At 61.9% G+C, this 12,521-nt stretch carries 14 protein-coding genes and 2 pseudogenes; 6 read left to right on the top strand and 10 right to left on the bottom strand.

The genetic code is table 11. From position 1 onward, the window contains the following. Positions 1-192 precede the first annotated feature (192 nt). The 3 genes from M728_RS19865 (at position 193) to M728_RS19855 (ending at position 1,521) form a co-directional block, all read left to right on the top strand. Positions 193-582, top strand: coding sequence for a hypothetical protein (locus M728_RS19865; RefSeq protein WP_026620395.1), 390 nt, complete (start codon positions 193-195; stop codon positions 580-582). A gap of 298 nt (positions 583-880) precedes the next feature. After that, positions 881-1,135 carry a type II toxin-antitoxin system VapB family antitoxin gene (locus M728_RS19860; protein WP_026620396.1) on the top strand — a complete coding sequence of 85 codons (255 nt, stop codon included), beginning with the start codon at positions 881-883 and terminating at the stop codon, positions 1,133-1,135. Next, the gene (locus M728_RS19855; RefSeq protein WP_026620397.1) at positions 1,135-1,521 is read left to right on the top strand and encodes a type II toxin-antitoxin system VapC family toxin; all 387 of its coding nucleotides are present in this window, start codon (positions 1,135-1,137) and stop codon (positions 1,519-1,521) included. The genes M728_RS19860 and M728_RS19855 overlap by 1 nt, the downstream gene beginning before the upstream one ends. Positions 1,522-1,573: 52 nt before the next feature. Here M728_RS19855 and M728_RS19850 read toward each other — a convergent pair. Further along, positions 1,574-1,848, bottom strand: a pseudogene (locus M728_RS19850) (type II toxin-antitoxin system Phd/YefM family antitoxin). Positions 1,849-1,917: 69 nt separating this feature from the next. Between M728_RS19850 and M728_RS19845 the strand changes: the two are divergent. Next, positions 1,918-2,117 (top strand): annotated as a pseudogene (locus M728_RS19845) (hypothetical protein); the annotation flags it as partial. Between the two features lie 488 nt (positions 2,118-2,605). Here M728_RS19845 and M728_RS19840 read toward each other — a convergent pair. From M728_RS19840 to M728_RS19825, 4 genes are read right to left on the bottom strand one after another with little or no spacing between them, the layout of a single operon-like run. Beyond that, on the bottom strand, positions 2,606-3,403 hold the full coding sequence (locus M728_RS19840; protein ID WP_026620400.1) for a 3-methyl-2-oxobutanoate hydroxymethyltransferase: 798 nt from the start codon (positions 3,401-3,403) through the stop codon (positions 2,606-2,608). A 45-nt stretch (positions 3,404-3,448) separates the two neighbouring features. Then, positions 3,449-4,675: an NAD(P)/FAD-dependent oxidoreductase gene (locus tag M728_RS19835; protein ID WP_026620401.1), complete on the bottom strand. Its 1,227-nt coding sequence runs from the start codon at positions 4,673-4,675 to the stop codon at positions 3,449-3,451. A 45-nt stretch (positions 4,676-4,720) separates the two neighbouring features. After that, positions 4,721-5,038: a MocE family 2Fe-2S type ferredoxin gene (locus M728_RS19830; RefSeq protein ID WP_026620402.1), complete on the bottom strand. Its 318-nt coding sequence runs from the start codon at positions 5,036-5,038 to the stop codon at positions 4,721-4,723. Positions 5,039-5,088: 50 nt separating this feature from the next. Further along, positions 5,089-6,180 (bottom strand): fatty acid desaturase family protein, encoded by a 1,092-nt coding sequence (locus M728_RS19825; protein WP_026620403.1) that lies wholly within the window; start codon positions 6,178-6,180, stop codon positions 5,089-5,091. A gap of 210 nt (positions 6,181-6,390) precedes the next feature. On the opposite strand from M728_RS19825, the gene M728_RS19820 reads away from it, so the two are divergent. After that, complete coding sequence (locus M728_RS19820) at positions 6,391-7,422, top strand: LacI family DNA-binding transcriptional regulator (RefSeq protein WP_026620404.1); 1,032 nt, start codon at positions 6,391-6,393, stop codon at positions 7,420-7,422. Between the two features lie 79 nt (positions 7,423-7,501). On the opposite strand, the gene M728_RS19815 is transcribed toward M728_RS19820, so the two are convergent. Further along, entirely contained in the window at positions 7,502-8,032 is a 531-nt protein-coding gene (locus M728_RS19815) for a cytochrome c (RefSeq protein WP_026620405.1), read from the bottom strand. Positions 8,033-8,621: 589 nt separating this feature from the next. Between M728_RS19815 and M728_RS19810 the strand changes: the two genes are divergently transcribed. Then, positions 8,622-8,828: a hypothetical protein gene (locus tag M728_RS19810; protein WP_026620406.1), complete on the top strand. Its 207-nt coding sequence runs from the start codon at positions 8,622-8,624 to the stop codon at positions 8,826-8,828. A gap of 41 nt (positions 8,829-8,869) precedes the next feature. Here M728_RS19810 and M728_RS19805 read toward each other — a convergent pair whose 3' ends face one another. Genes M728_RS19805 through M728_RS19790 form a run of 4 tightly spaced genes read right to left on the bottom strand, consistent with a single transcriptional unit; the run spans position 8,870 to position 12,515 of the window. Next, positions 8,870-9,769: an N-acetylneuraminate lyase gene (locus tag M728_RS19805; protein WP_026620407.1), complete on the bottom strand. Its 900-nt coding sequence runs from the start codon at positions 9,767-9,769 to the stop codon at positions 8,870-8,872. A 14-nt stretch (positions 9,770-9,783) separates the two neighbouring features. Beyond that, the gene (locus tag M728_RS19800) at positions 9,784-10,719 is read right to left on the bottom strand and encodes a dihydrodipicolinate synthase family protein (RefSeq protein ID WP_026620408.1); all 936 of its coding nucleotides are present in this window, start codon (positions 10,717-10,719) and stop codon (positions 9,784-9,786) included. Beyond that, positions 10,716-11,996, bottom strand: a complete 1,281-nt coding sequence (locus tag M728_RS19795; protein ID WP_026620409.1) for a TRAP transporter large permease — start codon at positions 11,994-11,996, stop codon at positions 10,716-10,718. Before M728_RS19795 ends, M728_RS19800 begins: the two co-directional genes overlap by 4 nt. Beyond that, positions 11,997-12,515 (bottom strand): TRAP transporter small permease, encoded by a 519-nt coding sequence (locus M728_RS19790; protein ID WP_026620410.1) that lies wholly within the window; start codon positions 12,513-12,515, stop codon positions 11,997-11,999. Between the last annotated feature and the right edge of the window lie 6 nt (positions 12,516-12,521).

Below are 12,521 nucleotides of genomic sequence, written 5' to 3'. Positions count from 1 at the left end.
GGGCGCCGACCTCGACAGCAGCATGCCAATGTCAAATAGGCGGGCTCCAGGACTTCCGATTTCTTTCCCTTCCGGCGTCTGATGGCGGTCAATCATTGTGGAAACCGTACCCGATATTCAAGAACGCCGACCGTCGGTAGAGGACATCGGGTTCAAAGGAATGCTTAACTAATTCTTTGAGAGCCTCGCGAGGTGAATCTGCGCGGCGCGAAGAACAACCAGAACGTCGAAGCACGACCAATGAGACATGACGAAAATATTCTCGAGGCCTACATGGGTAGGTATGAGATCGATCGCAGCGAAGCCATCATCATGGCGAGCCGGGAAACGCGGAAGGAACGCATCGCTACCCACTTCGAGTGGAAGGCAATGCTCAGGCAGACCGCCAATTCCGCCACTGAGTTCCTCGACAAGCGGCTGACGGCGGAGGATTGTGCCGGTTTGGCCACCGCTCCCGGAACCGCGCGGCGATCTGAATGGGCCACAAAAAAGAGGGCTCAAAGCAGCTCGCTAACTTGCCGCTCTCTTATCAACTTTCTCGAAAGCGTGCATTCAAACGATAGACATCGCGGCAACATTTGAATTTCTGTTTTTCCCGGCGGCAAGTATCCGCAGAGCGTTAGCGAGTTGACTTCAATCCCCAGTTTGGCGACCTGGTCAACCTCGAAACTGTAACGCTTATCAGCCTCCACGCAGATCCGCTACCAGCTGAATAACGGGCTGAGGGTGACGATTTCCGGTTCTGGCTTCATAGGGTGTCAGTCGGCGCAGAACTTTTGCACGCCGGTTCACAAATCGACCACCACCACCGAACATCTGTCGCTTGCGCCCACGCTGGACCGAGGTAGAATATACATGATTGGGAACCAAGGAACCACCTATGCCCCTCAGCATTAAAGACGTGGAGACTGAACGCCTCGCAAAGGCATTGGCCGAGAAAACCGGTGAAACCATTACCATGGCGACTCGCCGAGCACTGGAAGAACGGTTGCGGCGCCTCGCAAACGCCGCAAATCGTGATGTCCTTCTCGAGGAGCTTGCCGCCAGCCGCAGACGTTGGGCCAAGCTGCCAGTTCTCGACAATCGCTCTGCCGACGAGATTTTGGGGTATGACGAAAACGGGCTCCCCAGCTAATGGTCATCGACACGTCCGCCATCGTCGCGATCGCATTCAACGAGCCGGAAGCAGAAACCTACGAGCAAAAAGTCGTCGACGCTCCACGGCGCTTCATCTCCGCCGCGACAGTCCTTGAACTCGCCATCGTCATCGAGGCGCGCCTCGGCGAGGCAGGTGCGGCAGAGCTTGATCTGTGGCTCTACAGGGCGGGCGTCGAAACCGTCGCCGTCGACACGGAACAAATCGCCGTGGCAAGGCGAGCCTGGCGCGCCTACGGCAAGGGCCGACATCCGGCGGGGCTGAACTATGGCGACTGTTTCTCCTATGCGCTGGCCAGGACGCGCAGTGAACCGCTGCTCTACAAAGGCGACGATTTCTCGCGTACAGACATAGAGGCGGCATGAGATTGCGTAGTTGCACCCGGCGGCCGTCGCAAGCAGCCTAATGGCCGAGGTTTCAGTCCGCAGCGGGCTTGTCCGTCAGTAGCTCGGCATTGAGATAATCGAGGCCGGTTCCACTTCCGACTGCTCAACCGCGGCGATATCGGCGCCCCTCATGTCGGCCGTTGTCTCGACGCGACGGTCACGCCGCGACAGCCGCAGATAATCCTCATAGGTCAGCAGCACGGTCCGCGCCCTCCGTTCTTGGTGATGACCACCGACGCGCCCAGCAGCATCCTGATAGGCCCCGAAGTTCTTGGAAACCGCCGCCGCAGTTACTGTCGGCGTCATTTCAACAGTCCTTTCCGGAATACACGGATTTTCCGAAGTTCCCACAAGCCGCGTCCGAGACTGAATTCGATGATCGACAAACATAAAGTGGCGGGTTCAGACAGCCAAGCGGCACATCGCCGCGCCGCGAAATTCGATGCGCTCGACGCCGTCCTGCCCTTCGACCGCCGTGACCAGCTTGCTGAACTGCTGACCGACGGCGACCTCGCCACGCCGAAGCACCTGGCCAGCGACGGCATGGCGAGAACACGCTGCGGGCGCTCGCCTCAGGCGATCTCATTGGCGAAGTCGCCGGCAAAAATGCTGGCGACCTGCGCCCGTGAAAAGCGCGATCGCGCCTCTCCTTCTGCTCGCTTTCGGCTCCAATGGCCTTCGCCGCTCGGAAGTGCCGGCCCTGTTTCTTCAACCCACTGCTCTCACGTACTTCCGCGGCCTTTCTGGGATGATCGGAAGGAGCCTGAGTTTCTCGATGACGATCCAGCCGTCAGCGAAGAAATAGCAATCGGTCGAAAGTAGGATTCAAATGGGACAGCCTGGCCGGCGACCGATGCTTGAGCTGCTTTTGGGCGCGATGCCGCCCTCCGCGGCGCGAGGTTCGTTGTCCACCACCAGCAATCAGTGCTTTCCTCGGCACATCGCACAGGCTGCCCAGCTGGCAACATTCGACGTCCCACCGACCACAAAAAAGACCGCCCTGACCCTTTCGATCAAGGCGGCCAGGCGGCGGCCCCACTGGCAGGTGAGATCAAAGCGCTCTTCAGCCCCGTTCGAGTTCGGCAAGAAAGGCGCTCAATTCATTCTCCTCAATGCCGACAAGATGGCCTTTTTCCGGATAGGCGCCGGAGCGGACGTCGGCGGCGAATTCGGAGAAGGCGGCGATGCGCTCCTCTTGCAGGCGCTCGTGTTCGGCGGCGAAGTTGCGGTAGGTCTTGGCGTGACGCGGGTAATGGCCACGATTGAAGCCGAGCACGTCCTCGGCGAAGAGATATTGCGCGTCGCAGCCTGTTCCCGCGCCCATGGACAGCATCAGCATCGAGGTGCGCGCGCTGATTGCGGCGGCGACCTCGCCCGGCACCACCTCGATCTCGGCAGCGAAGGCGCCCGCCTCTTCCAAGGCCTTCGTCTGGCGCCAGATCTCGCGCGCGCTGGCCGCGGTCTTGCCGACGGCGCGGAAGCCGCCGGTCCAGGTGGCCTTGGACGGGATCAGCCCGACATGGCCGCAGACGGGAATGCCCTCCTCGCGCATGCGCCGGACGATCGAAAGGCTTGCGGCGCAATAGACGGCGTCGCCGCCCGCCTTCAGCGCCTTGAAAGCGGCGCGGATGTATTCCTCCGCCGTAACGTAGTCGCCATATTCAAGGCCCGGAAAGGCGAAGACGGAGGGGGCTGCCTCGCGGAATTCGGGGCCGAGCAGCGCCGGGGGAACGGACACGAGGTCGATCTCGGCCTTTTCAGCGGCCTCGGCCTCCTCCAGCGTCACCACGCGAAGCATGGTGAGCTGGCGCTTGCCTTTCATCGACAACAGATCGGCAACGGTCGGACGGCGGTGTCTCATGAGATTCTCCGGGCATGCTTGGGAAAGGTGGGGCTGTGGCGGCGCTCAGGCCGCCAGCAGCTTCTTGAGCTTGGTCTCGGGCGATGCCAGAGCTTCGGGATCGGGCCTGCTACCGGCGGCGATCAGCATTTCGGCAAGCCGGATATCGCGTGCGACGGCATTGCCGGGGCCGATGCCGCTTGCCGCGATCAGCCGGCCTTCGCCGTCCAAGTGGAAGAGGATGAAGGCCCTCTCCTCCATGTCGCGCCTGACCGTCAGCGCAGCGCCATCGGCAAGTCCGGCGATCTGCAGCGTCAACTCATACTGATCCGACCAGAACCACGGCACGCTCGCGATATGCTCCGCCCCGCCAATAAGATTGGCGGCGGCCAATGTTCCCTGGTCCTGGGCATTGCGCCAGGCCTCGAGCCGCACGCGCCGCCCGCCATAATGCGAGAGAGGAAAGGAACAGCAGTCGCCGGCGGCAAGAATGTCGGGATCGGATGTACGGAGCGTCTCGTCGACGGCGATGCCGTTTTCGATGGCGAGCCCCGCGGCCTCGGCGAGTTCGACATTCGGGACGGCGCCGATGCCAACGACGATCAGGTCGGCGGCGATGCTGCCGCCGTCGGCAAGAAGGATGTTCCCGCCGTTGCCCTCATTCCCTATCGCCGCAATCCTCGCGCCGCAGACGATATCGACGCCTTCGCGCCGGTGCTGCTCGGCGACAACCGCGGCAATCTCTTCCGGGACGCCACGGGAAAGGACACGCGGCAGGCCTTCGATGACGATGACTTCGGCGCCGAGCTTGCGGGCGGTTGCTGCGAGCTCGAGGCCGATGAAGCCGCCGCCGATGACGGCGAGCTTGCGGCCGGGCGCGAGCGCGGCGCGGATCGCCAAGGCGTCGGCATGCGTCCTCAGCATGCGGATGCGTTCGGAATTTCCAGGCGCACCCGGAAAGGCCCGCGGCCGAGCGCCGGTTGCAAGAAGCAGCCGGTCATAGACGACGGAACGGCCATCGGCGAGCTTCACCGCCTTCTCCTTTCGGTCGATCCTTGCGACCGGCGCAGCGGTCAAGACCGCGATCCGGGCCTCCTGATACCGCTCGGCGCCCGCCACATATTTCGGCTGCTTGGCTCCGGCCAGTCCCTCCTTCGAAAGCGGCGGCCGCTCATAGGGGAGATGCGGCTCGGCGCCGATCAGCGTGATCTCGCCGTCGAAACCCTTCTCCCTGAGGGCGAAGGCCGCCCGAGCGCCGCATTCGCCGGCTCCCACGATCACGATATGCCTCATGCTCTCCTCCCTTCGCCTCTCGCGTCCGGCGCAGCCGCCCTATCCTTAGGAGATCGCGATGAAGACGCTGCCCGCCTCCACCTTCACGGGATAGGTCCGAAGGTTGACGCAGACGGGTGCGCCCTTGGCCTGGCCGGTCTTGTAGTTGAAGCGGCCGTTGTGCTTCGGACATTCGATGATGTCGTCCATCACCAGCCCGTCGGCGAGGTGGATGTGTTCGTGCGTGCAGAGCCCATCGGTCGCGAAATACTCGTCGTCCGGGCTGCGATAGACGGCGAAGGTGCGCCCCTCATGATCGAAACGAATGACGTCTTCCTCATCGATTTCATCAGCCGCACAGACCTCGACCCAGTTCGAGCTCATGGGATTCCTCCTTCGACAGGTTGTTTTTGATTGGCGCTTCGGTTCACGCCTCACTCGGCGGCATGAACAACGCGGTCGTTGTGGAACTCTTCCCGATAGGGCTTTGCCGTCGGCGGCAGTTCGCGCTTCAGGAAATAGTCCTCATTGCGCAACTGCCTCAGGAAGGCCGGGATCATTTCACGGTAGCCGTGAATGATCGAAGGGTTCGCTGCCGGCAGGTCGTGCTTGATCATCGCGTGCAGCCTCGGCAGCGCGTGATAGGGCACCATCGGGAACATGTGATGCTCCACGTGGTAGTTCATGTTCCAGTAGATGAAGCGGCTTACCGGGTTCATGTAGACGGTGCGGCTGTTCAGCCGATGATCTGTGACGTTGTCGGCAAGGCCGCCATGCTGCAGGAGGCCCGTCAGCACGTGATGCCAGGCGCCATAGAGCCGCGGCAGGCCGATGAGCATCAAGGGCAGGATCGAAACGAGATAAACTGCAAGGCCGATCGTCGCGAGATAGATGGCAAGCCAGATGCGGGCAACACGGATCGCCTTCGGCTGCTCCATTTCCGGGATGAAGGTCTTTTCCGCGGCACTGACGACGCCGAAGGCGTTTCGCACCATGTCGACTGCGGCATGCCAGACATCGATGATGCCGAAGAAATTGAGGATGAGTCGCAGGAGATCCGGCGGGCGCATGACGGCGATTTCCGGGTCACGACCGACGATGACCGTATCGGTGTGGTGGCGGGTATGGCTCCAGCGCCAGGTGACCGGATTGCGCATGATCATGAAGCAGGCGATCTGATAGACGACGTCGTTCATCCACATCGTCTTGAAGGCCGTGCCGTGGCCGCATTCATGCCAGCGGCTGTCGGAAGCCGAGCCGTAGAGCACGCCGTAGGCAAGGAAGAACGGCACGGCCAGCCAAGTGCCCCAGAAATAGATGCCGAGACCGCCGAGCAGAGCCATGCTGCCAATCCAGATCGCGGTGTCGCGGATGGCGGGGCCGTCCTCGCGCTTCATCAGTTCCTTCATCTGCTTGCGGGGAATGTCGGTGTGATACCACTCCGCCGCCGCAAGCCCGCTCGCAACCGCTGCCTCGGCATCACAGCCAAGCAGGCTGTAATCTCGTTTGGTCGGAACTGTCGTCATCCCTGCCTCCCCTACGGCACCGCAACGTTCTCAGATGCGCAAAGCTGCCGTAGCGCGTTAAACCGGCGCTCTCTCCCGATCGGCGCCGCCATTTCCATGAGACGAGAATAGGTTGACTTTTGATGCTTCTCAATGCAGTCATGATATATTCTCTCAAATCCTATCAGCGTGATGACCTCAGATGTGAGGGAATAGTTTCAGGGAGGAATCATGACGAGGAGGCCGACGATTGCGGACCTCGCGCGGGCCGCGGGCGTAAGCGTTGCAACAGTGGACCGCGTCTTGAACGGGCGGCATCCGGTGCGCGAAGAGACAGCCCGGCGCGTTTACGATGCGGCGAAGGCGGTTGGCTATCATGCCGTCGGCCTGCTGCGCCAAAGGGTCTTCGAGGATCTGCCGCAGTATCGCCTGGGCTTTCTGCTGCAAAAGCCGGAACAATCCTTCTACAAGGCGGTGGCAAAGGAAATCGAGAATGCGGCGCTTTCGGTCACCCACGCCCGCGCGGTAGCGCAGGTGGACTTTACGGCGAGCTCGACGCCGAGCGGGATCATCGACAAACTGAAGGCGATGGCCGCGCGCAATCAGGCGATCGCCCTCGTCTCGCCCGATTATCCGGCTGTCGCCGCTGCGGTCGAGGAGCTCAAGGAGCGCGGCATTCCGGTCTTCGCCCTGCTCTCCGATTTCGCCGCCGGTGTTCGCGAAGGCTATGTCGGTCTCAACAATCAGAAGGTCGGAAGAACGGCCGCCTGGATGATCGCCAAGGCCGCAAAGCGCCCGGGCAAGGTCGCGGCGTTCGTCGGCAGCCATCGCTTCCACGGACACGAACTGCGCGAGATCGGCTTTCGCTCCTATTTTCGGGAGAACGCGCCGGATTTCGAAGTCCTCGACACCATGGTCAACCTCGACACGCCCGAGATCACCCACGAGGCGACGCTCGACCTCATCCAGCGCCATCCGGATCTGCTCGGTTTCTATGTCTGTGGCGGCGGCATGGAGGGCGCGATCTCGGCGATCCGGGAAGAGAAGCTGGAAGGCAAGCTGCTTGCCGTCGTCAACGAACTGACGCCGGAGTCGCGCGTAGCGCTCGCCGATGAAACGGTGCTGATGGCTGTCGCGACACCCGTTCCTGCTCTCGCAAGGGAAACGATCAATCTGATGATCGGCGCCATCGACCGTGGCGCGGCAAGCGTTCCGGGGCAGACTTTCCTGCCATTCGATATCTATACGCCGGAGAATATCTGAACGCCGCTTCTGCTGACTTGGCGTCTACTTGCGTAACGAGGCGCGCCGTCATTACGAGCGGCCTCGTAGCGAAGTCGACCTATTTTGGGGCCTGGGCTGCGGTTTCGCCTGGAGGCAAAATCCGGAACATGAAGGTTGTGACTTTATCCCCCGGCTTGAACGGTCCCGGTACCTGATGAGGGACTGGCTTCACGCTTTGAAGGAATGCTGCAACTGCTGTAGCGTCTTCTTCGGTGAGATGCGCAAATGCGTGCCACGGCATAATCGGCGCCAGGACGCGACCGTCGGGTCGACGGCCGGTTTGAATTGCAGTCACGATCTGCTCTCTGGTCCAGTTGCCGATGCCGGTCTCCTTGTCAGGCGTAATGTTGCGGCCGACGAAAACACCTTGCCCAGGAATTTCGAAACCGACATCCGAGCCGCCCAGGAAGCGCGAGTTATCCGGTTTTCCGAAGAAATATCCCGGTGTGTGGCAATCGTTGCAGCCACCGATGGTGACGAGATATTCGCCGCGCGCAGTTTGCGCGTCATCGGCAGCGACCGCCGTAAACGCCTGCAACCCTAGCGCCGAAGCGGCCAAAAGTGTGAACGGAAGGATTAGCCGAAACATCTTACCCTCCTTGAGAGATCCCCGAAACTCGCGGGCTGGAACGATCTGAATATCACGTCGAAGTTGACCCATATATTAGCTATTTCGAATTACCAGAATTGTCCGAAAGCCGCGGCTGGATGCGTCCGAGCGCGTGAAAGCCACGCTCTCCGGGGAGTGGTTTATGAGTTCGGCCCTCAGCAGGTGCACCTCCCCACAGTGACGGCTCCCTCATAGGACCTTGGTCTGACAGATACCGCCAGAGGTCTTAGGACCGTTGCGGAATGCTTTCCGCCGTACATAGTGCGACAGGCAAGCGCCTACGGCCATGAATAGCCCCGCCCCTGCGGCCGTGGACGTGCGAGGGTCCCAGAACCGGTCATCCGACCGCTCTGAGACCCTCGCGCCTGTCTGCGCTGCCCGTACTCCGCGATTGCCCCCGCCTTGCGGAGCCAATCGAGCCTCTTTTTTGCCGTGGGCGTATTTGCAACCGCTGCGGTGTCGCTATTTCCGGAGATTGGCGTAGGCTCTCGCAATCACCGGCTGATAGCCCGGGCGCCGGTGGCTGGGAGATGATCGCGCTTTCGCCCCGCTTGAGGAGTTGCGCGCTATGCCGACATCCCGGAACTACTGCTCCCAGTCCTTCCGCCCTGGTGAGATCGATCTGCTTGGCCGGGTTTTCGAACAGCTCTTGGAAGAACGTCAACTACCGAACTGCGGTGAACAAGCGGAAGCGCTCGCAGCGAGATTGATCTCAGTTTATCAATCGGGCACACGCGACGTGGAATTGCTGAAAAAGCTGACGCTGCACTCGTAAAGCGGTGTGCAATGCGGGGTCGAGATAGGCGAGGCAGTAAACTAACCGCCTCTCGCCGCGCGACCTTCGCGCCACGTGAGAACAGGCGCAATCGCTTCGCCAAGCGCCGCGAGATCCGAGGCTTCGATCTTTCGGAAGGGCCGCCGCGAAGGCCCGCAGCGGACGCCCATAATGCCGAGCAACGCCTTGGAACCGGGCATGACGCCCACCTTGATCAGCACCTGGATCACCTTGTTCGCCACCTCCTGCAGGCGTCGGGCTTCCTCGATCCGCCCCTCGGCTGCGCATGTGCGCAGGTCAACGAACAGGTCTCCCATGAAATTATAGGTCGTGCCGATCGCACCCTGTGCCCCCATCGCCAGACCGGCAAGGCACATTTCGTCGTAACCATTGTAGACGATCGCCTCGGGCGCTGCATGACGGATGCGCTCGAGCTGGAACATGTCGCTCGATGTGTGCTTGATACCGATGATATTCCGATACGAGAGGAGCTCGACCAGTTCAGCCAGGGTGAAGCCACTGGCGCGGGCGGGAAAATTGTAGACGATAAGCGGCAAGCCGGAGGCGTCAGCCAGCTCTCGATAGTGCGCCATAACCTCGGGCCGCGAGAAATCGTAGTAGAAGGGCGCGATCGCGGAGATTGCCTGGTAGCCGGCTTTGGCCGCGTATTCTGAAAGCTGCAGCGCGTCCCTTGTTGCGATCGTGCCGACATGGGCGATCAGCCCGAGGCGGCCGGCCGCCGCCGCGGCGACATCAGCGAGGCAGGTCGCGCGCTCCTCCAGCGACTGCAGCATCGCTTCGCCCGAGCTGCCGCCGACATAGAGGCCGTCGACACCCAGTCCGACTTGAAACTCGACGAGCGGCCCGATCGCCTGCCGGTCGATGGCTTCGTCCTCGGAAAAGGGGGTAAGGAGGGCCGAATAGATCCCTTCGAGTTTCATGGTTCCGTTCGCTTTCAAAGGCTTGGGGGGAAAAGTTCGGGCAGTTCGTGACGGGCCGCAGCGCCAAGCTGCAGAGTAGCCTCTTGCGGGGCGGAGGCGTAAGGCCAGAGAAGCTTGGGACCGATCGGGCACCAGCCGCCGGCCGCAGCCATCGCTTTGTCGAGAGCGGCGTTCGACAGGCCGTAGCGTGCGCCAAGCGGCAGGACATGCTCCTTCATGAAGCCGACGACGCGCGCCTCGAACGCGAGGGCGGCCTTCGGATCCTCACCGAGCTGCCACCACCACCGCACGGCGCCGGCGGGGCTCAGGCACGCGACATTGGAATACGACCCGCGGCCTCCCGCAAGGCAGCCGCTCGCCATGTGATGCCCCGGAATGAAGACGGAGAGGTGTGTGAGCTTCCGGCGAAGCTCCTCGTACCAGATCTCGTCGCCTCCAGGTAGCTTCGCCCCGATAAGCATGGGCACAGCCTTCTTAAGCCTTGAGATCTCGTCGAGGCTCAGCCGGCGCTTGGCATGGGGCGGATTGTAGAGGACCAGCGGAATGTCGGGCGCCGTTGCCGCCATACCGACGAGGAAACGCTCCGCTTCGTCATAGCTGGGAGCCCACCAGTCAGGCAGGGTGACCTGAACCGCGTCGGGCCGCAGTGCTGCGATGCGACTGAGCCGCTCGCGTGCGACGCGCGCGTTCGTGTGCGAGAGCCCGATCTGGAAAGGCAGGGCAACGCTGCGGCAGAAATCGGCGACCAACTGGCTCAAGTGATCGAACTCTTCCTCCGTCTGGCTGTGGAATTCGCCGGCCGTACCATTGGTATAGATGCCGTGGAGGCCACTCCCGTGAAGCACGGCTAGCTGCTCTCGCAATGCGGTCCATTCGATCCCACCACTTTGATCGACCGGCAGCAGCACCGCTCCCCATACGCCTTCGGGTGGTTTGGCGGGGGGATTCATCGATTAGCTCCGAGCATCCGGTCGGGAATGAAGGTGACGAGTGCTGGAAACACGGTGATAAGCGCGAGCACGATGAGGAGCGGGATGAGCAGCGGAAGTATCCCGCGGGCAAGCACGCCAAAGGGGATGTTGGCGACTTTCGAGACCACGAACAGCGCGACCCCCATGGGCGGTGTCAATATGCCGATCATCAGGTTGAACACCACCATGACCCCGAAATGGACGGGATCGATGCCGTATTGAAGTGCGGTTGGAACCAGCACCGGCACGATCAGCAGCAGGATCGCCAGGGCCTCGATGAAGGTGCCGAGCGCAAGCAGCATGAGGTTCACGAGGATCAGGAAAGTGAGGGGATCACTCGAATAATTGAGAAAGAACGCGGCGACGTGCTGAGGCACCTGTTCCCGGGCGATCACGTAGCCGAACAGGGACACGCCCATGATGAGAAGACCGACGGCGGCCGTATGGCTCACGGTTTCGCGAAGCACCGTCACGAGTTTGGCGAAAGTGATTTCGCGGTAGACCACGACACCTAGAAGAAGAGCGTAGGTGGCAGCGACCACAGCGGCCTCGGTCGGCGAAAAGATCCCTGCAAAGATGCCGCCGATGATGATGAAGGGGGTTATGAGCGGGAAGATCGCGCGCCAGAAAGTAGTCCAGATCCGGCGAAGGCTCGCGCGCTCATTGGTCGGGTAGTTCCGCCGCCACGCGATAACATAGACCATGACCATGAGAGAGGCTGCGCAGAGAAGGCCCGGCACGATGCCGCCCAAGAAAAGGCCGCCTATCGAGGTGTTGGCGATCACGCCGTAGACCACAAGCGGAATGGAGGGCGGGATGAGCGGCCCGATGATCGCGGACGCGGCCGTGATCGAGCCGGAGAATTGCTCGTCATAGCCGGCGTCGCGCATCGCCTTGATCTCGAGCTGGCCGAGGCCGGCGGCGTCGGCGACGGCCGAGCCGGACATACCGGAGAACATCACGCTCGCCATGATGTTCACATGGCCGAGCCCGCCCCGGATGTGGCCGACAAGCGCCTTGGCGAAGTCGAAAATGCGCTCGGTCACGCCGGAAAGATTCATCAGTTGGGCAGTGAGGATGAAGAAGGGGACGGCAAGCAGCGGAAAGCTGTTCAGGCCGGCGACCATGCGCTGCCCGGCAAAATTCAGTCCCGCGCCCTGCCAGAGCATATAGGCGAGGGCCGCGACGATCAGCGTGAAGCCGACCGGCATGCCGGCGACCAGAAGAGCAAACCATCCGCCGAAGAGGGTCGTCATCTAGAGATACCTTTCGGAAGATGCGTCGGCGACCGGATGGCCGCCGCTCAAAAGCGTTCGGGCATCCCGCGCCATCACAAGCATGATCCGGACAGCCGCAAGCACCCCGAACACCGGCAAAGCTCCATAGAGCCAGGATTCCGGCACGCCGATCGCGATCGACATCACCTTATGAGCGCGCATGGCGCCGAAGGTGCCGTAGTAGACGAGGATGAGAAGGGCGCCGAGCACCAGGAGGTCCAGAACAAGGCGCAGGATGAGCTGCGCCCGTTCGGCAAGCATCATCGGCACGATGTCCATGGTGATGTGCGTCCGCGAGGTGATACCCTCCGCCGCACCAAGCGCCACCAACCACACGAAGGCATAGCGCGCCGCCTCCTCTGTCCAGAACAACGGATCGCGGAGGATGAACCGCGTGGCGATCTGCAGCGCGATCACGACGAAGGCGAAGACCAGAAGGATCGCCGCCAGGGTCTCTTCGAGGTGGGCAAGGCTTCGCCACCGGCTTGGATTGGCCATAGCTGA

It is taken from the genome of Ensifer sp. WSM1721 (assembly GCF_000513895.2).
In the GTDB taxonomy this organism is placed as follows: domain Bacteria; phylum Pseudomonadota; class Alphaproteobacteria; order Rhizobiales; family Rhizobiaceae; genus Sinorhizobium.
Note: the sequence above shows the minus strand (reverse complement) of the source record. Positions and strands in the feature narration are given on the sequence as shown.